The following is a 20,950-nucleotide window of genomic DNA, read 5'->3' as shown; positions in this document are numbered from 1 at the left end:
CGCCGGTTCGGCGCGGACCGGGCCGGCGGCGATCAGCAGTGGGGCAGTCGGCAGTGGGGCGGTCGGCGCGGGGCCGGCGGGGCGGTGATCGGGCCGCGGTCGCGGCTCGCGGGCACCGCCCGGCGGGCGGTCGGCGAGCTGCGGCGGCGGGCCGCGGAGGTCGCGTCGCCGTGGGTGCAGGACGCTTGTCTGGCCGGGGCGTTGATGGGGGCGCTGTCGGCGCTGATGCACGGGCCGCTGATGGACCGGACGCCGGTGATCCTGCCGGTGCACCTGGCGCTGATCGCTCCGCTGGCCTGGCGCAGGAAGGCGCCGCTGCTGGTGTTCGGGGTGGTGGCCGCGGCGGCGTTCGGGCAGTGGCTGGCGAATGTGCGGACCCCGGCCGACGGTGCGCTGCTGCTGGCCCTGTACACCGTGGCGGTCTGCTGCGACCGGGCCCGCACGATGGCGGCGTTCGGGGTGCTGGAGGTCGGCATCCTGCTGGCCGCCGTGCGCTGGTCGATCCACGAGCGGGCGGTGGCGACGGTCATCTCGCTGTCGGCGATGGCGATCGCGGCGGCGGTGATCGGCTCCAACATCCGTGGGCGGCGGGAGCGGATGACGTTCCTTGAGGACCGGGCGGTGCGGCTGGAGCGCGAGCGCGACCAGCAGTCGCAACTGGCGGTGGCGGGCGAACGGGCCAGGATCGCGCGGGAGATGCACGACGTCGTCACGCACAACCTGTCGGTGATGGTCGCGCTGGCGGACGGCGCGGTGTTCGCGCAGGAGACGTCGCCGCAGCGGGCGACGGCGGCGATGCGGCAGGTGGGCGTCACGGGGCGGCAGGCGATCACCGACATGCGCCGCTTCCTCGGGGTGCTGCGGGCGGACGAGCCGGACGCGCTGCGGCATCCGATGCCGGGCATCGACCAGTTGGGCGCGCTGGCCGAGCAGGTCAGGGCCGCCGGTCTGCCGACGCGGCTGGAGGTGACCGGGGAGCCCGCCGCGGTGGGCGGGGCGGCGCAGTTGACGGTGTTCCGGCTGGTGCAGGAGGCGTTGACGAACACGCTGAAGCACGCGCCGGCCGGGACGCGGGCGGAGGTGGCGGTCTCGTGCCGGGCGGACGCGGTGAGCGTGTCGGTCACGGACGACGGCGCGGGCGCGGTGACGGCCGCGCCGTCGGGCGCCGGCGGGCACGGTCTGCACGGGATGGGGGAGCGGGCCGCCGCCTACGGCGGCCGGCTGACCGCCGGTCCGCGCCCGGGCGGGGGCTGGCGCGTGGCGGCCGAGTTGGACCTGACGACAGCGGAGGTGCCGTGAACGGGACGCAGGACGCACCGGCGGCGGAGGCGGCGCCGGCGGGGAACAGACCCGTGCGGGTGCTGTTGGTGGACGACGAGCCGCTGCTGCGGCTGGCGTTCACGATGGTGCTGGACGCGCAGTCGGACATGGAGACGGCCGGGGAGGCGGGGGACGGCGAGGAGGCGGTCCGCAAGGCCCGGCTGCTGCGGCCGGACGTGGTGCTGATGGACGTGCGGATGCCGGGGACGGACGGGATCGAGGCGACCGCGCGGATCGTGGAGAGCTGTCCGCAGTCGAGGGTGCTGATTCTGACGACGTTCGACCTGGACGAGTACGCCTTCGCGGGGCTGAGGGCGGGCGCGTCGGGGTTCTTGCTGAAGAATGCGCTGCCGGAGGAGCTGCTGGCCGCGATCCGGTCGGTGGCGGCGGGGGACGCGGTGGTCGCGCCGCGCATCACCCGGCGGCTGCTGGAGCACTTCGCCGACCGGCTGCCCGGACCGGATGTGTCCGCGGGCGGCGGGGACGAGCGGCTGGCCCGGCTGACCGCGCGGGAGCGGGAGGTGCTCGTGGAGGTGGGCCGGGGTCTGTCCAACACGGAGATCGCGGCCCGGCTGCACCTGGCCGAGGCGACCGTGAAGACGCACCTCAGCCGCATCCTGGTGAAGCTGGAACTGCGCGACCGGGTGCAGGCGGTGGTGTTCGCCTACGAGACGCGCCTGGTCCGGCCGGCCTGACAGCGGAGTCGGCCCGCGCGGCGGCCGGGTCGGCGGGGGCGTCTCATGCGCGGCCGGCGGGCGGGTTCAGGGCTGGGGCTGGGTGACGTCGACGAGTTCGCGGGCGCGCTTGACGTCGTCGGACATGCGTTCCAGCAGGGCGTCGATGGAGTCGAACTTCTCCATGCCGCGCAGGTAGGCGAGGAAGTCCACGGCGACGTGCAGGCCGTAGAGGTCCAGGCCGACGCGGTCGATGGCGTAGGCCTCGACGGTGCGCGCGGTGCCGTCGAAGGTGGGGTTGGTGCCGACGGAGATGGCCGCGGGCATGGCCTCGCCGCCGACGTGCAGCCAGCCGGCGTAGACCCCGTCGGCGGGGATCGCGGTGTGCGGGAGGGTCTCGACATTGGCGGTGGGGTAGCCGAGTTCGCGGCCGCGCTGGGCACCGCGCACCACGACGCCCTCGACGCGGTGCGGCCGTCCCAGCACCTCGGCGGCGCCCTCGACGTCGCCCTCGGCGACCAGCCGCCGGGTGAGGGTGGAGGAGAACGGCTCGCCGCCGCCCGCCGCGCCGCGCACGAAGAGGTCCACGACCTCCAGCTCGTAGTCGTACTTCAGGCCGAGCGCGGACAGGAAGTCGACGTCGCCGGCGGCCTTGTGGCCGAAGCGGAAGTTGGGGCCCTCGACGACGAGCCGGGCGTGCAGGCCGTCGACCAGCACGGTGCGGATGAACTCGCTCGGCGAGAGCTGCGAGAACTCCCGAGTGAAGGGGAGGATCAGCAGGGCGTCGACGCCGAGTTCGGCGATCAGCTCCGCGCGCCGGTGGTGGGCGGCGAGCAGCGGCGGGTGGCTGCCGGGGCGCACCACTTCGCTGGGGTGCGGGTCGAAGGTCACCACGACCGAGGGGAGGCCGAGTTCGCGGGCGCGTTGCACGGCCCGGCCCATGATCAGCTGGTGCCCGCGGTGCACCCCGTCGTACGAGCCGATGGTGACGACGCTGCGACCCCAGTCACCGGGAACGTCTTCCAAGCCCCGCCAGCGCTGCACCTTGACGCTCCGCTTCTGCTGCTGATTCCTGCTGTTCCTGGTTGTGTCTCCCCGTCTGCCGCCGCGGGAACCGTCGGCGGGCAGAAGGCAGACGTGCAAGCACAAGCCTGCCATGCCGCCGGACGCCCGCGCCCCTCGGCACGTCTCCCCGTGGCGCTGGTCACAGGCGGAGCGAGGCGGACGGGCCGCGGCGTCACAGGGACGCCTTGATCCTGCGGGGCGCGTCCAGCAGCCGGCTGATGCCGCGCACCCAGTCCGGCGGCTGGTCGCTGTCGCCGCGCGAGACGTTGAGCACGTAGTAGACCTGCTCGATGGACGGCGGCCCGACGGCGACGGTGCGCACGGCGGCCTGGCGGGCGGTGGCCTGCCCGGTGCGGACGAGATACGCGGCGGTCATCGCCCCGGTGCGCCCGACGCCCGCACCGCAGTGCACGAAGACCGGGCCGTCGGAGTCGTGGACGATCCGGATGAAGCGGTCGACCTGCGCCTCGGTGGGCGTCTGCCCGTCGCGGATCGGCAGCCGTACGGCGTGCAGGCCCGCGGCGGCCGGCAGTCGCAGCTCCGCGGCCGACAGGTTCTCCGCGCGCAGGTCGACGACCGTCCGCACGCCCTCGGCGGCGAGTTCGCGGTACCCGTCGGCGCCGGGCGCGGAGCCGCGCCACACCTTGGCGTCGACGCGCAGGAAGTGGTTGATGCCCGCCGAGGTGCGCCTGCTGCTGGAGGCGTCGTGCCGGGCCCACGCGGACAGCGCGAGCATGCCGCCGGCCGAGCAGGCCCACAGCACGCCGTAGCCGACGAGGCAGCCGAGCAGGATCTTGGCCACCCGGCGGGCCAGTGCGCGCCCCGGCAGCCGGGATCCCGCCCCGGGCAGCGCGGGCGCGGCGTCGGTCGGAGGCGTCAGGGACTGGGACACGGTGTGGGTCACCGCCTGGGTGGACTCGGGGACGGGGACGCGGTCCTCTGCGAGGGCGGGTCCGTCCCTGAAGGCTACCGTGCGTCCCGCGGCGGGCGGTTCGTCCGCCGGCGCCCGCGCGGAGGCCACGGGCAGCCCGGAGGCCAGGCGCCCGGAGCCCGGCCGCCGGCCGCCCGGCCGCACGGACGCCGGGCCAGCACGGAGCCCGGTCGCACGGACGCGCGGCCCGGTCATGAGCCCAGGAGCGCGCCGCCGCGCGCCGCCTGCGGTGGCAGGCTGCCGACGGCCGGAGCGGGCTCGGGCGCGGTCAGTGCGGGCGGGCCGCCTGGCCGTCGCCGAGGACTTTCGCGGTGGCGCGGTTCGCGACGGCGTCGGACAGGCAGCCGCGCAGCCGCATCACGTCGTGGTCGCTCAGCGCGGGCCGGATGACGCCGGCGTAGACGCCCGGGGTCAGCCGGCTCAGGCCCGCGCCCGGGTTCTCGGTGGACGTCGCGCGGCGGCACTGCTCCCAGAGGTCGCGGGCGGCCAGCTCGCGCGCGGTGTCGCTGGAGGTGCCGTGCACCTCGACCTCGAAGACGACGGTGGTCGCGGCGGCGTCGGGCCTGGCTTCCTCGCGGGTCTCGGTGGCGTCGGCGAGCGTGGACACCCCGAACACCAGCAGCGCGACCGCGGCGGCCGACCCGACCCCCGCGAGCAGCACCCGCAACGGCCGGGCCGGCGGCACCGCCGGACGGTCCCCCGCCTGGAACGACCCGCTGCGGATGCCGCCCGCGGGCGCGGCCAGGGGAGCGAGCCGGCCGGCCAGCCGGCGTTCCGCACCCGGCCTGACGGTGACCGCGGCGATCCGCTGGATCACCCAGGCGATCCCCGACAGGGCGGCCCCGGTCACCATCAGGATCGGCACGAAGACATACGTCCGGCCGCCGCCGTCGACGCCTCCGCCACCGCCGCCGTCTGCGCCGAGCCAGCGGAAGGGGTGCCCGGCGGACTGCTCACGGCTGTGCTCCAGGCGGCGTTTGACCTCCTCCACGCGGGTGTCGGCGTCGGCGATCCGGCGTTCCAGCCGGCCCATGCGGCCCAGCAGCAGCACGCAGACCAGGAAGCCCTCGACGGCCAGCAGCAGCACGCCGCAGATCACCGCGCGCTGCCATTCCCAGCGGTAGAGATAGATCACCAGGTAGACGGCGGCGGCGATGGTCGACAGTCCGCCGAAGAGATAGCTCACGTACTTCACGCCGCCGCCCCCTTGTGCGCTCCGGCCACGTCGCCGGCCGGTGCGCCGCGCTCCCCGGTCGGCAGGTCCCCGCGCTCGGAACGCCCGTCTTGTCCCCCGCCGCCCGTAGCGCCGTGCCTGGGACCAGCGTCGGCGTACTCGGCGCGGGCGTCTGCGGGCCCGGGGCCCGCCTCGCCGCGTCCCGAGCCCGCCCCGCCGCGCCCGTCGCGCCCGGCCGCAGGCGCGGACCGCTCGTCGGCGGCGTCGGGTCCGGCTCCGTCCGCGTCCCGGGCCTGCTCGACGGTGATCGCCCCGGTGCCGCCGTCCAGCGTCAGCGTGGTGCCGGGCGGGAAGCGGTGGACCGCGTCGGGCACGCCGACCACCGTCGGCACGCGGTACTCCCTGGCCAGTACGGCCATGTGCGACAGCACGCTGCCGGTCTCGGCGACCAGCCCGGACAGCTCGGGCAACAGCGGTGCCAGTGCCGGGTCGAGGGACCGTACGACGAGCACCGGCCGCGCCGGCGGCACGTCCACGCCGTCCCAGGCGGTGCCGCTGCCCTGTCCGCCGCCCGCGCCCTGCCCCGAGGACCCTCCGCCGAGCCGCCCGGCCGACCCGCCGCCGAGCCGCCCGGCGGACCTGCCGCCGAGCCCGGCGCCGAGTCGCCCGCCGAGCCGGCCGCCGAGCCGATCACCCAGCCACCCACCCAGCCGGTTTGCGAGCCACCCGCCGACCCGCCCCCCGAGGAGTCGCCCCACGACCCCGGGCTCACGGCGGAGCGGCACCGCGACCGGCTGCCCGTCGGCGAGCCGGAAGGCCGCGGGCAGCGGCGGCGTCTCGGGCCGCGGCGAGCGCTCGGCGAGGTCGGCGGGCCGGTCGCCTCCGGTGCCCGTCGCCGTCACCTCGTGCCAGCGCAGCAGCGCGATCTTGCGCCGCTCGCCCGCCCGGCAGCGGCTGTCCATCCGCGCGCCGACCTCGGCGACCATCGCCGCCTGCATCTCCTGCACCCAGCGGATGCGCAGCCGCAGCCCCTCACGCACCGACAGGAAGCCGACGCCGCGCGGCACGCCGTTCCAGCCGACCCGGGCCGGCAGGTGCGGGCGGGCGCCGAGCGTCGGCGGCAGCAGGGTGAGCAGCACCGGGTGCTGGGCGATCAGCTCCTCGTCGCCGTGGCCGGCCGCCCGGCCCTCGGCGAGCACGGCCAGCGCCTCGCCGGCCGCGGTGGTGCCGTGGTCCGCGCCGACGTGGTCCGCGCCGACGTGCCCGGCGTCGGCGCGGCCGGGGCCGCCGCCGGACGCGTCGAGCAGCGTGCCGGCCAGCGACTCCTGCGCGTGCAGCGAGACCAGGACGGTACGGCCCCAGGCGATGGCGTCGAGGAGTTCGCCGCCGAGCAGGTCGTGCGGTGCGGCCAGGTCGTGCAACTGCCGGTCGACGTCGGCCATCAGGTCGCGGGCCAGCAGCGGCAGCGCCGCCCGCAGCCGGCCGACCCGCCAGGCCGCGGCGGCGCGGCGGGCACCGGGCGCGGGGTTGACGAAGGCCAGCACCGGGTGGGCGGGCGGCACCGCGCCGAGCAGGCGCAGGTCGGCGGCGGCGCGCCCGCCGACGGCCCGGACGACCGGCAGCCGGCGCAACTGGCGGCGCGGCGCGGCGCCCGCGATGTCCAAGGCGAGCGCGAGCCCCTTGTCCATCGGGGCCAGCCACAGATCCTCCTCCAGCGGCTGCAGCACGCCCGGCAGCGTCTCGGCGACCGGGCCCGGGCCCAGCAGCCGGGCGCCGCGCGCGGGCCTGGCCGCCATCGCGGTGATCGGCTTGGGCCTGGAACAGCCACAGCCGGCCCTCGCCGTCGAAGCCGAACTCGACGTCCTGCGGCGCGCCGTAGACCTTCTCGGTGCGGCGGGCCAGCCGGGCGAGCCGCGCCAGCCGCCGCCGGCCGAGCGGTCGCTCGTGGCGCGGCAGGCCGGGCTCGATGTCGCGCACGCGGCCGCGGCGGGTCAGCTGGTAGCGGACGCCCTGGGTGCTGCCGTCGACCAGCTTGTCGGGGCCGCCGGTGACGGCGCTGACGAGGATGCGGTCGTAGCGGCCCTGCACCGGGTCCGCGCCGAACATCACACCGCCCGCCGCGGCGCGCAGCATCGGCTGGACGAGGACGGCCATGCCGTGCGCCGGAGCGTCCCGCGCCCCGGGGCCGCTCGGCGCTACGGACGTGCGGGCCGCGGCGGCGGCCGGTTCGGGGCGGCGCGCGCGGGGCACGGTCGGCAGGGCGACGGCCTCCGCGGATCGCAGGACCCGGGCGACGGCCGCGGTGAAGGCGTCCCAGCCGCGTACGTCGAGGACGGACGCGAAACGGCCCGCCATGGACGACTCCGCGGTGTCCTCGTGCGCCGAGGAGGAGCGGACGACCAGCGGCCGGTCGCCCGTGGGCCCGGCCAACTCCCGCCACAGCGCCTGCAGTGCGCCGAACCCCGCGGCGGGCCCGCCCGGTCCGGACGCGGCGCCGGCATCGCGACCGGGAGGGGAGCCCGCGACCGTGTGGGAGTCCGAGCCGGGGCCCGCGTCGGCGGCCAGGCGCGAGTCCGCGTCGGCGTCCGGGCCGTCGCCCGGTGGGGAGGCGAGGACGACGAATCCGGGGAGCACCGGGAGGCCGCGTGCGGCGGCGCGGGCGAGGTTGGCCGCTTTCGCCCCGGTGAGCGCGGGCTCGCGGGCGACCGGGTCGTCCAGCCGCAGGGCCGTGAACGTGTAGGCCCCGTAGGCCGCGTAGGGCGTGTCAGGCGTGTCAGGCGTAAAAGGCTCGGACTCCATCGCGCGCTCCTTCTCGCGAACGCCGTCCGTACCGGACGCCCGGTCGGCGTCCCCTGGCCGCGGGGAGCGGGCGGTGGATCGCACCGTGCGCGCCCCAACCGGACGGCCCCTCCGTATAACGCTCCTTCACCCCCGAGACCTTCCGGCGTCACCAGAGTGCCGCGTCCGGTTCGGCGAGCGCGAGTGGATCGACGGCTCGTCAGGCGGATTTCCGCCACGCCGCGTCACCGGATCTCACGCGGCGTCGCCGCCCGTCATGTCGCGGTCGCCCGGCGGTGGGCCTCACGCGACGGCGTCGATGCGGCGGCGGGCGCTCGGGCCGATGAGCGCGTCCCAGCTGCCGCCGTCCGCGAGCCATCGGCGGACCTGTGCGGCGAACTCCGGCCTGGACGCCACGAGTCGGACGATGCCCCGGTCGAATCGGGCGGCACCCTCCGGGGTGCGGCCCATCAGCAGGCCGAGCCGGTGCACGAGGTCGCGGGTGAGGAGCGGGTGCCTGCGGCGGGCGCCGTCCGCCGCCGCGGTGAGCAGCGCGTCGAGGACGGCGTGGTCGCGCTCGGACTCCAGCACGGTTTCCAGCAGTTCCTGGCGCAGCGGCCGGGACCGACGCGTGCCGGGCGCGGCGAACACCGGCGCCAGCACCCGCCGTACGGACGCGGGGTGGTCGCGCAGCAGCTCCGCGGTCAGGGGGAGCAGCACCGCGCGGGCCGCGGGCCCTTGTTCGAGTCGCAGGTCCAGGTGGCGCGCGACGGCCGCGGCGTGCTCCGGCCGCTGCCGCAGGTGGTCCCGTACGAGCGCGGCGGTGCGGCGGGCGACGGACGGGGGGTCGGGCACGGCGAGTTCGGCGAGCACCGCGTCCGCCACGGCCTCGTCGGCGGCCCGCAGCACCGTGGCGAACGCGGCGAGCACGGGCTCCGGGTGGCTGTCGAGCGCGGGCGTCAACGCGCCGGGGTCCAGGCCGCAGCCGACGTCCGCGGCGCCTCCCTCGCTCGCGGACCCGCTCGCCGCGCCGAAGGCGGTGAAGTGCCGTAGCGCGGCGGGCAGGTGGTGGGACCGCGTCACGGGGTCGCGGACCAGCAGCCCGAGCGCGGCGCCGTGCACCGCGGCGTCGCCGGTCCTGGCCAGGAGGGCGAGCGCGGCGTACCGCAGCAGCTCGCGGTCGGGCTCGGATCGGACGCGGGGCGCGACCCGCCTGCCGTACGCGGCTGCCGCGGCATGGCGGTCCGGCCGCGCGTCGTGGGCCCAGCGGTCGACCGCCCGGCACATCGCGGAGGTCTCGTCCTCGGCCAGCGCCTCCAGCACCTCGTCCGCGCGGGGATGGCCGGCTGCGACCAGGGCCTCGGCGAGGTCGTCCGCACCGAGGCCGCGGTGGGTGTGCAGCAGCGCCTGCGCCGCGTCCGCGACCGTGATCCGACCGGGACCGCCCGTACGGGAGTCCCCGGCGCGGGAGTTCGCGCCGCGGGCGCCGGGCGCGCCGGGGCCGGTGGCCTGGAGCGGACGGTCGTCGTGGAACCACCCGCAGACGGCGGGGAAGGCCCGCGCGGGGTCCTCGCCGAGGAGTTCGGCGGCGGCGTCCAGGAAGCGTTCCGCCCGCGGGCTGCCTGGGGTGCCGGCGGCGCTGCCCGTGCCGGGGTCGGGGACCGCCGTGGGGCCGCCCGCGCCAGGTCCGCCGGTCGCCGTACGTCCGCCGGTGGCGATACGTCCGCCGGTCGCCGTGCCGTCCCCGCCGCCGTCCGGGTCCTGGCGGGGCCCGGGGCGGACGAAGGGCGGGTCGGCCGGGAGCAGGACGCGGAGGAGTTCGAGGCGCTCCGGCAGCGGCAGCGGGAGGGCGCGCCAGAACCACGGCCCGAAACCGCCGAGCCCGCCGAGCCCGGTGGCGCTGAACCCGCCCGCTTCCACGGCGCGGACGACCACGCGGCCCGCGAGGTCCCGGAGCAGGTCGCGGTACGGCGCCGCGTCCGGCGCGCGCAGCACCGCCTCGCGCAGCAGGTGGGTGGCCCACCAGACGGCGTCCGCGCGGCGTGCGCCGAGCCCGAGCGTCAGGCGGTACGGGTCCGGGCCCGAGCGTGCCGGCGCGGCCGGGTTCGTGTCCGCACCCGGCGCCGACGGCCCCTGCGCCGACCCGGGTCCCGAACCCCGAGCGACGACGACCGCGCCGGCGACGGGCCGGCGACCGGGCCGGCGACCGCGTCCCCTTCCCCGCCCGGGGCGCCGGCCACCTCGCGCGTCACGCCCGGACCCCCGGCCGTGGCCGCGGCGAACGCGGCACGCTTTGGAGCCGACTCGGGGCCGGCCCGGGGGTCGGCCCAGGGGCCGACTCGGGAGCCGGCCGCCAGGAGGCGTCGGCGGACGTCCCCGCGCCCGGCAGCGCGCCGAGCCAGCCCGCCCGGTCGGGCCGGGCGGCGCGCTGCCTGCGGGGGTTGGGCACGGTGTCCGTGTCCAGGTCGTCCGGGGGCGGTTCCGCGGACGGCGGTGCGGGGACCACCCGCGTGGGCGGCGGGGTGTGGCGGTCCAGGACCTGGACGAGCCGTTCCAGGTGGGCGGCGCGCGCGGCCGGCGTCGCGAGCAGAAGCGCCTGGACGACCGGGCCGGCGCGGTGCCGCGGCACCGGCAGGGAACGCGGCAGCAGCGGCGCGACCGCCGGCGCGGGCGGCACCGGCGGCGACGCGGCGGCGCGTGCGGCCGGGCGCGACGGAAGGCGCACGGGGGCCTCGGCCGGCCCGGCGGGCGGCGCGAACCAGCGGTGGACCAGCGCGTGCAGCGCCGCGTCCAGGTCCAGGTGGAGGGCCTGCAGCCAGTCGCCGAACTCCTCGTGGACGAATCGGTACCCGGCTCCCGCCGGCGCCAGCAGCCCCTCGGCGAGCACCGCGGAGGCCCACCCGGTGCGCCACGGGAACAGGTCCTCGAACGCCTCCCGGTCCAGCTCGCCCTGGCCCGGGCCCAGGCAGCGCCGCGCCGCTTCGTGCACCTGGCCGGCGACGCGGACCGCCAGCCGCCGCAGCGCCGTCCCCACGACGGCGGGCTCGGCGCCGACCGCCAGTCGCACGGCGATCCGCAGGCACACCAGGTCCAGCCACGCCGAGAAGACCTCGCCCCGGCCGGGCGCGCCTCCGGAGTCCGCCGCCCGTCCCGCACCCGCTGCGGAAACCGTCCTTGCCGCTGCGGAAACCGTCCCCGCCCGCGCGCCGCCCGAGCCCGTGCCCGAAGCGGGTCCGCGACCGCCGCCCGCGACCGCCGGGCCCGGGGCCGGGCCGCGCTCCGCTCCCGCACGAGCGTCCGTCCCGGCCGCGAGAGCCGCCCCGCCGAGGCCCGCGCACGCGTCCGGGCGCCCGTGCGCATCCGTCTGCCGCGCAGGAGGCACACCGCCCGCCTTACCGCCCGGCCCCGAGCCCAGCCAAGAACCCGGCCCCGCGCCCGGCCCCGCGCCCGCGCGTCCCCGCGTGCCCGGCACGGAAGTCGCGTCCCGGTCCGCGCCGGGGGCCGGGCCGGAAACGGGGCCGGTCCCCGTGCCGGAGTGGCCGCCGGCAGTCGGCGGGCCTTGGGGCGCGGCGTCGGGCGCGGGTCCTGGGAGCGGGGTCGCTGGAAAGGCCGCGTAGACCTCGGACAGCAGACGCAGCGTCAGGGGGTGGGCCGCGTCGGGCGTGGCCGGCGTGCCCGGGGGGAGCGCGTAGCGGGCGCGGGCACGGGCGGCCTGGGGCGCTGGGAGGTCGCCGATGGGCAGGCAGGGCGGGAGGTCGCGCAGGCGCGCGCCCGGCCCGGGGCTGCGGGCGTCGCGCGGGAGGTGGAGCAGCGGCGGCGGCAGGAGCGCGCCGGCCTGTTCCCAGAACTCGGGCCGGCAGGCGACGACCAGCCGCACGGTTCCCGCGCGGAGCCAGCGGGCCGTGCCGGCGCACCAGTCGCCGAGCGCGTGGGCCAGTGCGGGCGGCATCTCCTCGGGCGCGTCGAGCAGCACGAGCAGGGGGCGCCCGGCGGCGTGGGCCACGCCGGCCACCGCGTCGGGCGAGGCGTACGGCGGCTCGCCCGGAGCCGGGCGGGCCGTGGCGGCGTGCACGATGCGGGCGGCGGTGCGCAGCGCGCGCTCGGCGGCGTCCTTGACGCCGCCGTCGCCGGGCCGCAGGTCGGCGCCGCGCAGCCACAGTGTGGGGGCCGGTTCGGCGCCGTGGGCGCGGCGTGCGGCGATCCTGGCCAGCTCGGTGCTGCGGCCGGTGCCGGGCTCCCCCACCAGGCCGAGGACCAGCGGCGGACACGGTCCGGGCGCGGCCAGGAAGTCCCGTACCGCCTCGGCGATCTCGGGCCGTTCGACGGGTTCGCACCGGCTCGCCGCTCCCGCCGCCGCGCCCACGGACGTGGCGGTGAGCTGCAGCGCCCCGGCGAGGTTGAGGTGCGGGCCGTGCGCGGGGACGGTGGCCGCGTTGCGCGCGAGCAGGGCGGCCAGGGGCGCGGGCACGCCGCCGGGGGCGCGCAGCGGCAGCGCGAACCCGCCGGCGCGGTGGCCGGAGTGCAGGGCCAGGGCCGAGACCACCACGCCCAGCACCGCGCCGGTCTCGATGTCGGTCACCGGCGCGCCGGACGCCTGCGGGGGCACTCCGGGCGGGCCGCCCGGCGCGGCGCCGTCGACCGCGATCTCGTAGACCTCGTCCAGCAGGTGGAAGCGGTCGGTCGCGGTGTACGTGGCCGCGGTGGCGCCGACGATGGCTCCCTGTGCGGGGTGCGGCAGCCGCAGCCGTACCCGCCGCCGGGGGCCGGTCGTACCCGCGGCGGCGGCAGGCTCGGGGGCGATCGGCAGCGGCGGCACGTCGAGGCCCTCGGTGGCGACCAGCGCGAGCCCGGTCTCGGGCAGCGGGGTGACGGCCGCCGCCTCGACCAGGCAGACCTGGCCGCCGGGGGCGTGCAGGACCAGCCGGGCCAGGCCGTCGACGGCCTCGTGGCTGGTGATCATCGTGCCGGCCGCGTCGGCCATGAAGCCGGTGCCTCGGGGGCGGCCGGCCAGGTCGCAGACGCGCATCAGCGCGTCAGCGTTCCGCGCGTCGCCCGCCCGGCGGCTTCCCTGCGCAACCACGCGGCGCCCCGCGGACGCTGCGGCGACGGAGTCCCCCGCCCCGTGCCCGCCCCGGCGCCCGCCCTGCCCCGCGCGCACGTCGCCCGCCGCGTCCCCCGGCGGACGCCCCGGCACCTGCCCCCACCGGCCGGAATCCCCGCCCGCCCGCGGGTCGGCCGACGAGTCGGCGAGTGGGTCGGCTGACAGAGAGACCGGCGAGTCGGCCGGCGGATCAGCCGGCGGGTCGGCTGACGGAACGGCCGACGGATCGCCCGCCGGGCGTCCCGGCACGTCCGCCCACCGGCCTCCGCAGGCCCCACCGGCCACGCCAGCACACCGGCCGACCGGCGAGTCAGCCGACAGGTCGGCAAGCGGGTCAGCCAGCGGGCAGCCCGGCGCGTCCGCCCACCGGGCGGGATTCCCGCCCGCCCGCGGGTCAGCCGGCGAGTAGGCCGACGGATCGGCGGGCCGATCGCTTGCCGGGCGTCCCGGCACGTCCGCCCACCGGCCTCCGCAGGCCCCGCCGGCACACCGGCCGACCGACGAGTCGGTAGGCGAGTCGGCCGGCCAGTCAGCCGACAGTGCCATCGACGCGTCAGCCGCGGGCACGACCGACGCTCCCGGCGCCCCTGCCGCGGGCACGACCGACGCTCCCGCCGTCCCTGCCGCGGGCGGTGCCGCCCAGTGTGCGCCGCGCTGTCCCGGGCGCGGCGCACCGCACCCGGCCTGCGGGGCCTCGCGCCCCGTCGCGCTCCGGCGTGCCGTCATCACGGCACCTCCCCCGAACTGCCCCCGCTCATACGGAAGCGCCCCGTTTCATCCCGCTTCGACGGTAGGACGGAGATGATCTCCCGCCTAGATCGCGGTGCGAACGCGCCCCCCTGCGCTCCCCCGGTTCACTCCGAGCGCCCGTCCGACCGGGTGATTTCCGGGTGCGGAATGGATAGGAAGCACTGGTCGGGGGCCGGAGGAGCCGGACGAACCATGTGAGGAGGCGGGCCGGGACGGGCGGGAGACGACCCCGGGGAGGCCCGGGGCCAACGATGCGTGCGGCGCGGGCCGTTCAGGGGACAGGCGACCGCGCCGCACGGCGGCCGGACCGCGCCGTCACCGCGGCGCGGCCCGGCCGCACCCCCGCGAACGGACCAGGACCCGCGGCGTCACCCCGCGCGAGGTGACCGCGCGAAGGCCCACGCGCGAAGCCCGCCGCGCCCCGCTCACTGCGCGAAGCCCGCCACGATCCGCGCCTGCCCGTCCTTCTCCTCCACCAGTGCGAGGAAGCGGCCGTCCGGGCCGAAGGTCGCGTGCGGGCCGGCGGCCAGCGGGGGCGCGGCGATCCGTACGCCGTGGCCGAGCAGCCGTGCCTGGTCCGCGTCGACGTCCCAGCGGGGGAAGGCGGCCGCGGCGGCCTCCTCGATGGGCAGGACCGCGTAGGACTCCTCCAACTGCTCCAGCGTGCGCGCGGCCTCGACCCGGTACGGGCCGACCCGGGTGCGCCGGAGCGCGGTGAGGTGGCCGCCGGTGCCGAGCGCGGCGCCGAGGTCGCGGGCGAGCGCCCTGATGTAGGTGCCGGAGGAGCAGACCACCGTCACGTCGAGATCGAGCACCCCGGCCGGGTCCCGCGGCCTGCGCAGTCCGGCGACGGTGAAGGAGTGCACGGTCACCGGCCGGGCGGCCAGCTCGAACTGCTCGCCCTCCCGTACCCGGGTGTAGGACCGCACGCCGTTCACCTTGATCGCGCTGACCTTGGACGGCACCTGCTGGATCGGGCCGGTGAGGGCGGCGACGCCGGCGTCCACGGCCTCCCGGGTGACGTCCGTCGCCGGGGCGGTGGCGGTCACCTCGCCCTCGGCGTCGTCGGTGACGGTGCTCTGGCCGAGCCGGATGGTCGCCTCGTACTCCTTCTCGGTGAGGGCGAGGTGACCGAGCAGCCGGGTGGCCTTCTCGACGCCGATCACCAGGACGCCGGTGGCCATCGGGTCCAGCGTGCCGGCGTGGCCGACCCGCCGGGTTCCGGCCAGCCGCCGCATCCGCGCCACCACGCCGTGCGAGGTCAGTCCGCCGGGCTTGTCCACGATCACCAGGCCGGACGCGCTGACCTGCCGCGTCCGGCCGTCCGTACGGCGGCTCATGCCTGTGCGGAACCGCCCTCTTCGCGGGACGCGGACCCGGAACCGGCCCCGGCGCCCTCCTCGCCCCGCGCCCCCTCCCCGCCGTCGTCGGCGTCCCCCGCGTCCCCAACGTCGGCGGCGTCGGCGGCGTCCCCGCCGTCCTCGTCGTCCAGGGCGTCCTCGTCGTCCGCGGCCGGCTTGCGGTACGGATCGGCGTCGCCCGCGTACTGCGCGTCCGTCGCGGTCTTGCGGACCTCCTCGTCGGCTGCGCGGGCCTTGGCGAGCAGGTCGTCGATGGTGCGGGCGTTGTCGGGCAGGGCGTCGGCGACGAAGGCCAGCGTCGGCGTGAAGCGCACGCCGGTCTGCCGCCCGACCTCCGAGCGGAGCACGCCCTTGGCGCTCTCCAGCGCGGCGGCCGAGGCGGCGCGCTCCTCGTCGTCGCCGTAGACCGTGTAGAAGACCGTCGCCTCCCGCAGGTCGCCGGTCACCCGGGTGTCGGTGATCGTCACGTAGCCGAGCCGCGGGTCCTTGATGCGGCGCTGCAGCGTCTCCGCGACCACGACCCGGATGCGGTCAGCCAGCTTTCGCGCCCGCGCGGTGTCGGTCATCGTCTTCTTCTCTCTCAGTCGATCTGTCGGCGCGACCGGTGCGCCCGGTATCCCCCGGTGCGCCCGGCCACGCCGCCGGCCGTCGCGGCCGGCGGTCAGTCGTCGTCCCCGTGGATGCGCTGCCTGGCCGACAGCAGGTCCACCTCGGGACGGGCGACCATCCACCGCTCGCACCGGTCCAGCACGTCCTTCACGTGCCCGAGGTCCCCGGACACCACCGCGAGGCCGATCTCGGCCCGCCGGTAGAGGTCCTGCTCCCCGGTCTCGGCCGCGCTGACCGCGAACTTGCGGTGCAGCTCGGCCACGATCGGCCGGATCACCGACCGCTTCTCCTTCAATGACCGTACGTCCCCCAGGAGCAGGTCGAAACGCGCAGTGCCCGCATACATGGGTACGACGGTACAGGCGACGGCCGGGGCCGATCGACGGGATTTCCACCCACCGACCGGCCCCGGCCGGGGCCCTTCGGCCCGGTGCCGCGTGTCAGCCGCGCGGCTTCTCGCGCATCTCGTACGTCGCGATGACGTCGTCGATCTTGATGTCGTTGTAGTTGCCGAGGTTGATACCGCCCTCGTAACCCTCACGAATCTCGGTGACGTCGTCCTTGAAGCGGCGCAGGCCCTCGATGGTGAGGTTCTCCGCGATGACCTTGCCGTCGCGCAGCAGGCGGGCCTTGGTGTTCCGCCTGACCTCGCCGGAGCGGACCAGCACACCGGCGATGTTGCCGAGCTTGGAGGAGCGGAAGACCTCGCGGATCTCGGCGGTGCCGAGCTCCACCTCTTCGTACTCCGGCTTCAGCATGCCCTTCAGGGCCGCCTCGATCTCCTCGATGGCCTGGTAGATCACCGAGTAGTACCGGACGTCCACGCCCTCGCGCTCGGCCATCTGGGTGGCACGCCCAGCGGCGCGCACGTTGAAGCCGATGACGATGGCGTCGGAGCCGGTCGCCAGGTCGATGTCCGACTCGGTGACCGCGCCCACGCCGCGGTGCAGCACGCGGATGTCGACCTCCTCGCCGACGTCGAGCTGCATGAGCGAGGACTCCAGGGCCTCGACCGAACCGGACGCGTCGCCCTTGATGATGAGGTTGAGTTCCTGCACCTCACCGGCCTTGAGCGCCTCGTCCAGATTCTCCAGCGAGAACCTGCGGCCCTTGCGGGCGAACGCCGCGTTCCGCTCGCGGGCGGCGCGCTTCTCGGCGATCTGGCGGGCCGTGCGGTCCTCGTCGACGACCAGGAAGTTGTCGCCGGCGCCGGGCACGTTGGTCAGACCGAGCACGAGGACGGGGGTCGACGGGGTCGCCTCCTCCACGTTGTCGCCCTTGTCGTCGAGCATGGCGCGCACGCGGCCGTAGGCGTCGCCCACCACCATCGTGTCGCCGACCCGCAGCGTACCGCGCTGGACCAGGACGGTCGCCACGGCGCCGCGGCCCCGGTCGAGGTGGGCCTCGATCGCGATGCCCTGCGCGTCCTGCTCCGGGTTGGCCCGCAGGTCGAGCGAGGCGTCCGCGGTGAGCACCACGGCCTCCAGCAGCTCGTCGATGTGCAGGCCCTGCTTGGCGGAGATGTCGACGAACATGGTGTCGCCGCCGTACTCCTCGGCCACCAGGCCGAACTCGGTGAGCTGGCCGCGCACCTTGGTCGGGTCCGCGCCCTCGACGTCGATCTTGTTGACCGCCACCACGATCGGCACGTCGGCCGCCTTGGCGTGGTTCAGCGCCTCGATCGTCTGCGGCATCACACCGTCGTTGGCCGCGACCACGAGGATCGCGATGTCGGTGGACTTCGCGCCGCGGGCACGCATGGCGGTGAACGCCTCGTGGCCCGGGGTGTCGATGAAGGTGATCCTGCGCTCTTCACCGTTGACGTCGGTGGCGACCTGGTAGGCGCCGATGTGCTGGGTGATGCCGCCGGCCTCGCCCGCGACCACGTTGGTCTTGCGGATCGCGTCGAGCAGGCGGGTCTTGCCGTGGTCGACGTGACCCATCACGGTGACCACCGGCGGACGCGGCTGCAGGGCCTCGTCGCCGCCCTCGTCCTCGCCGAACTCGATGTCGAAGGACTCCAGCAGCTCGCGGTCCTCCTCCTCCGGGCTGACGATCTCCAGCACGTAGTTCATCTCGCCGGCGAGCAGCTCCAGGGTGGAGTCCGACACCGACTGGGTGGCCGTGACCATCTCGCCGAGGTTCAGCATCACCTGGACGAGCGACGCCGGGTTGGCGTTGATCTTCTCGGCGAAGTCGGTGAGGGAGGCGCCGCGCGACAGCCGCACGGTCTGGCCGTTGCCGCGGGGCAGCAGCACGCCGCCCACGGACGGGGCCTGCATGGCCTCGTACTCCTGGCGCCGCTGGCGCTTGCTCTTGCGTCCGCGCGCCGGACGGCCGCCGGGGCCGCGACCGAACGCGCCCTGCGTGCCGCCGCGTCCGCCCGGACCGCCGGGACGGCCGCCGAAGCCGCCGGGACGCGGGCCGAAGCCACCGCCGCCGCCGGGGGCGCCGCCGCCGGGACGACCGCCGAAGCCACCGCCACCGCCGGGACGACCGCCGCCGCCGGGACCGGCGGGACGGCCGGCGAAGCCGCCGCCGCCCGGACGTCCGCCGGGGCCGCCGGAGCGACCGCCGGGGCCGCCGGGACGACCGCCCGGACCGCCGGGACGGCCGCCGGGGCCGCCGGTGGAGGACGGGCGCTGCGGCATCATGCCGGGGTTCGGGCGCGGGCCCGAGGACTGCGGGCGGGGCATGCCGCCGGGCGACGGACGGCCCGCGCCGGGACCGCTCTGGCCGCCGGGGGCGCCAGGACGGGGGGCGCCGCCGGGACGCGGTGCGCCGCCGCCGGGACCGGTCGGCCGCGGAGCGCCGCCCTGGCCGCCGCCGGGACGCGGTGCGCCGCCGGGACGGGGCATGCCCGTGGAGCCGGACGAGGTGAAGGGGTTGTTGCCCGGACGCGGGCCGGCCGGACGGCCGCCGCCGGGACGCGGTGCGCCGCCCTGGCCTGCGGGACGGCCGCCGGGACGCGGCGCGCCGTCGCGCTGCGGACGGCCTTCGCCGTGGCCGCCCTGGCCGCCGGCCGGACGGGCCGGACGCGGGCCGGGGGTGGCGCCGGGACGCGGGCCGGAGGGGGCCGCGGGGGCGGAGCCGCCGGATCCGGACGGTCCGGACGGGCCGGACGGCGCGGCGGGCGGCGCCTGGAACTCGGCCGCGGGCACCGGGGCCGAGGGGGCCGGGCGCGGCGCCGGCTTCGGGCCGGGGCGCGGGCCGGGGGCCGGGGCGCTGCCGTTCTGCCCGCCGGGGGCGGCCGGGGTCACCGGGCCGCCCGGCTTGGGCGCCGGGGCAGCCGGACGGGCCGACGCACCCGGGGTGGGGCCGGCGTGGAGGCGCCCCGGGGCGCTGCGCCGCGGGGGTGGGCGCCTTGCGGGGCGCCGAGGGCTTCGCAGCGGACTTGCCGGCGCCACCGCCGGGTCCCTGGAAAGCGTCAGTCAGTTTGCGGACGACCGGCGCCTCGATCGTCGAGGACGCCGAACGGACGAATTCGCCGAGTTCCTGGAGCTTGGCCATGACGACCTTGCTCTCGACTCCCATCTCCTTGGCGAGTTCGTATACCCGGACCTTAGCCACTTCGCTCCTTCTAGGTCCGGGGTGGTCGTCCGCCGGACCGTCGCTACTTCATGGGCGTACTCATCGCGTACTCATCGAGTGCTCATCGCAATCTCGACCTACTTCCATCTCGCGAGGTACCTGACCGCACGGTGTCGCCCGTGCCGTACTTCTTCTTACGGGGCTGCCCGCTCGACGTACCGGCGCAGTTCCGCGTCGTCGGGCGCCACCGGGCCCCGGAAGGCCCGTGCGAACGCCCGGCGGCGGACCGCCAGGTCGAGGCAGGCAAGGGCGGGATGCAGATAAGCACCCCGACCGGGCAGCGTACCGCGATGATCGGGAACGCATGCGCCCCCGACCGCCGCCACACGCAGCAGATCGCTCTTGGCCGCTCGCTGCCGGCAGCCGATGCAGGTTCGCTCCGGGCATGCTGGGTTCAGCGTCCGACCAGACACGTTCAAGTCTACCTCCCCGCGCCGACCTCACTCCTTCGAGTGGGCCGACGCACGGTTGTTCGTCTGCCATATGCCCGGCGGATGGCCGGAATCCGCCGTGCGCACCACTGCCGCCGTGCGGACCGCGGCCGCCGTACGGGCCGCCGGCCGCGGGCCGCCGGCTGCGAGGAGCCCCCGTCGTGCGGCCTACTCGCCGCTGTCCCCGGTGTCCTCGGTGTCCGGGCGGATGTCGATCCGCCATCCGGTGAGCCGGGCGGCGAGCCGGGCGTTCTGGCCCTCCTTGCCGATGGCCAGCGACAGCTGGTAGTCCGGCACGGTCACCCGGGCGGACCTGGCGGCCAGGTCGACCACGTCGACCTTGGTCACCCGGGCCGGGGACAGCGCGTTGGCGACCATCTCCGCGGGGTCGTCCGACCAGTCGACGATGTCGATCTTCTCACCGTTCAGCTCGGCCATCACCGCGCGCACCCGCGCGCCCACCGGGCCGATGCAGGCGCCCTTGGCGTTCAGCCCGGAGCGGGCCGACCTGACCGCGATCTTGGTGCGGTGGCCGGCCTCGCGGGCGATCGCCTCGATGACCACCGAGCCGTCGGCGATCTCCGGGACCTCCAGCGCGAACAGCTTCTTCACCAGGTTGGGGTGGGTCCGCGACAGCGTCACCGACGGGCCGCGGACGCCCTTGGCGACCCGGACGACGTAGGAGCGCAGCCGGGTGCCGTGGCCGTAGTCCTCGCCGGGGACCTGCTCCTGCACCGGCAGGATGGCCTCCAGCTTGCCGATGTCGACCAGGACGTTCTTCGGGTCCTTGCCCTGCTGGACGATGCCGGTGACGATGTCGCCCTCGCGGCCGGCGTACTCGCCGAAGGTCACGTCGTCCTCGGCGTCGCGCAGCCGCTGCAGGATCACCTGCTTGGCGGTCGACGCGGCGATCCGGCCGAAGCCGGAGGGCGTGTCGTCGAACTCGCGCGGCTCGGCGCCCTCGCCGGCCTCCTCCTGGTCCTCGGTGGCCCAGACGGTGACGTGGCCGGAGTGCTTGTCCAGCTCCACGCGGGCCCGGCGGTGGCTGCCCGGCTCACGGTGGTAGGCGATGAGGAGTGCCGACTCGATGGCCTCGACCAGCAGGTCGAACGAGATCTGCCGCTCGGTGACCAGACCCCGCAGGGCCTTCATGTCGATGTCCACG

Annotated in this window: 12 protein-coding genes and 3 pseudogenes; 2 read left to right on the top strand and 13 right to left on the bottom strand. The window is 77.0% G+C overall.

Annotated features, from left to right (window positions below):
- The first annotated feature begins 84 nt into the window (after nt 1–84).
- Entirely contained in the window at nt 85–1,299 is a 1,215-nt protein-coding gene (locus VSR01_RS30085) for a sensor histidine kinase (RefSeq protein ID WP_326452180.1), read from the top strand.
- A gap of 53 nt (nt 1,300–1,352) precedes the next feature.
- Nucleotides 1,353–2,015: a response regulator transcription factor gene (locus VSR01_RS30080; protein WP_326453898.1), complete on the top strand. Its 663-nt coding sequence runs from the start codon at nt 1,353–1,355 to the stop codon at nt 2,013–2,015.
- A gap of 66 nt (nt 2,016–2,081) precedes the next feature.
- On the opposite strand, the gene VSR01_RS30075 is transcribed toward VSR01_RS30080, so the two are convergent.
- The 13 genes and pseudogenes from VSR01_RS30075 to nusA all read right to left on the bottom strand — a co-directional run bounded on the left by VSR01_RS30075 (nt 2,082) and on the right by nusA (nt 20,949).
- Nucleotides 2,082–3,038, bottom strand: coding sequence for a bifunctional riboflavin kinase/FAD synthetase (locus VSR01_RS30075; RefSeq protein WP_326452179.1), 957 nt, complete (start codon nt 3,036–3,038; stop codon nt 2,082–2,084).
- A gap of 193 nt (nt 3,039–3,231) precedes the next feature.
- Nucleotides 3,232–3,963 (bottom strand): phosphatase domain-containing putative toxin, encoded by a 732-nt coding sequence (locus VSR01_RS30070; protein ID WP_326452178.1) that lies wholly within the window; start codon nt 3,961–3,963, stop codon nt 3,232–3,234.
- Between the two features lie 295 nt (nt 3,964–4,258).
- Nucleotides 4,259–5,185 (bottom strand): hypothetical protein, encoded by a 927-nt coding sequence (locus tag VSR01_RS30065; protein ID WP_326452177.1) that lies wholly within the window; start codon nt 5,183–5,185, stop codon nt 4,259–4,261.
- Nucleotides 5,182–6,960 (bottom strand): PEP-utilizing enzyme, encoded by a 1,779-nt coding sequence (locus tag VSR01_RS30060; RefSeq protein WP_326452176.1) that lies wholly within the window; start codon nt 6,958–6,960, stop codon nt 5,182–5,184. The genes VSR01_RS30065 and VSR01_RS30060 overlap by 4 nt, the downstream gene beginning before the upstream one ends.
- Nucleotides 6,961–7,015: 55 nt before the next feature.
- A pseudogene (locus VSR01_RS30055) lies at nt 7,016–7,963 on the bottom strand (PEP/pyruvate-binding domain-containing protein); the annotation flags it as partial.
- A gap of 282 nt (nt 7,964–8,245) precedes the next feature.
- A complete protein-coding gene (locus tag VSR01_RS30050) occupies nt 8,246–9,937 on the bottom strand; it encodes a hypothetical protein (protein ID WP_326452175.1) in 1,692 nt (563 codons plus the stop codon).
- Nucleotides 9,938–10,469: 532 nt separating this feature from the next.
- A pseudogene (locus VSR01_RS30045) lies at nt 10,470–11,081 on the bottom strand (serine protease); the annotation flags it as partial.
- A 3,137-nt stretch (nt 11,082–14,218) separates the two neighbouring features.
- Nucleotides 14,219–15,133 (bottom strand): tRNA pseudouridine(55) synthase TruB, encoded by a 915-nt coding sequence (truB, locus tag VSR01_RS30040; RefSeq protein WP_326452174.1) that lies wholly within the window; start codon nt 15,131–15,133, stop codon nt 14,219–14,221.
- On the bottom strand, nt 15,130–15,720 hold the full coding sequence (rbfA, locus tag VSR01_RS30035; RefSeq protein WP_326452173.1) for a 30S ribosome-binding factor RbfA: 591 nt from the start codon (nt 15,718–15,720) through the stop codon (nt 15,130–15,132). The genes truB and rbfA overlap by 4 nt, the downstream gene beginning before the upstream one ends.
- Nucleotides 15,721–15,815: 95 nt before the next feature.
- Nucleotides 15,816–16,109, bottom strand: coding sequence for a DUF503 domain-containing protein (locus VSR01_RS30030; protein WP_326452172.1), 294 nt, complete (start codon nt 16,107–16,109; stop codon nt 15,816–15,818).
- Nucleotides 16,110–16,203: 94 nt separating this feature from the next.
- Nucleotides 16,204–19,333 (bottom strand): annotated as a pseudogene (gene infB / locus VSR01_RS30025) (translation initiation factor IF-2).
- 155 nt (nt 19,334–19,488) lie between these two features.
- Nucleotides 19,489–19,767 carry a YlxR family protein gene (locus VSR01_RS30020; RefSeq protein ID WP_326453897.1) on the bottom strand — a complete coding sequence of 93 codons (279 nt, stop codon included), beginning with the start codon at nt 19,765–19,767 and terminating at the stop codon, nt 19,489–19,491.
- A gap of 186 nt (nt 19,768–19,953) precedes the next feature.
- Nucleotides 19,954–20,949, bottom strand: coding sequence for a transcription termination factor NusA (gene nusA / locus VSR01_RS30015; RefSeq protein ID WP_326452171.1), 996 nt, complete (start codon nt 20,947–20,949; stop codon nt 19,954–19,956).
- Between the last annotated feature and the right edge of the window lies 1 nt (nt 20,950).

The organism is Actinacidiphila sp. DG2A-62 (assembly GCF_035825295.1).
Lineage (GTDB): Bacteria > Actinomycetota > Actinomycetes > Streptomycetales > Streptomycetaceae > Actinacidiphila.
The sequence above is the reverse complement of the archived record's forward strand: the minus strand, read 5'-3'. Positions and strand labels throughout refer to the sequence as shown.

Excerpts from the sequence above, each read along its gene's own strand:
- truB (WP_326452174.1), bottom strand. The coding sequence starts at position 15,133 with ATGAGCCGCCGTACGGACGGCCGGACGCGGCAGGTCAGCGCGTCCGGC.
- rbfA (WP_326452173.1), bottom strand. The coding sequence starts at position 15,720 with ATGACCGACACCGCGCGGGCGCGAAAGCTGGCTGACCGCATCCGGGTC.
- VSR01_RS30030 (WP_326452172.1), bottom strand. The coding sequence starts at position 16,109 with ATGTATGCGGGCACTGCGCGTTTCGACCTGCTCCTGGGGGACGTACGG.
- VSR01_RS30060 (WP_326452176.1), bottom strand. The coding sequence starts at position 6,960 with ATGGCGGCCAGGCCCGCGCGCGGCGCCCGGCTGCTGGGCCCGGGCCCG.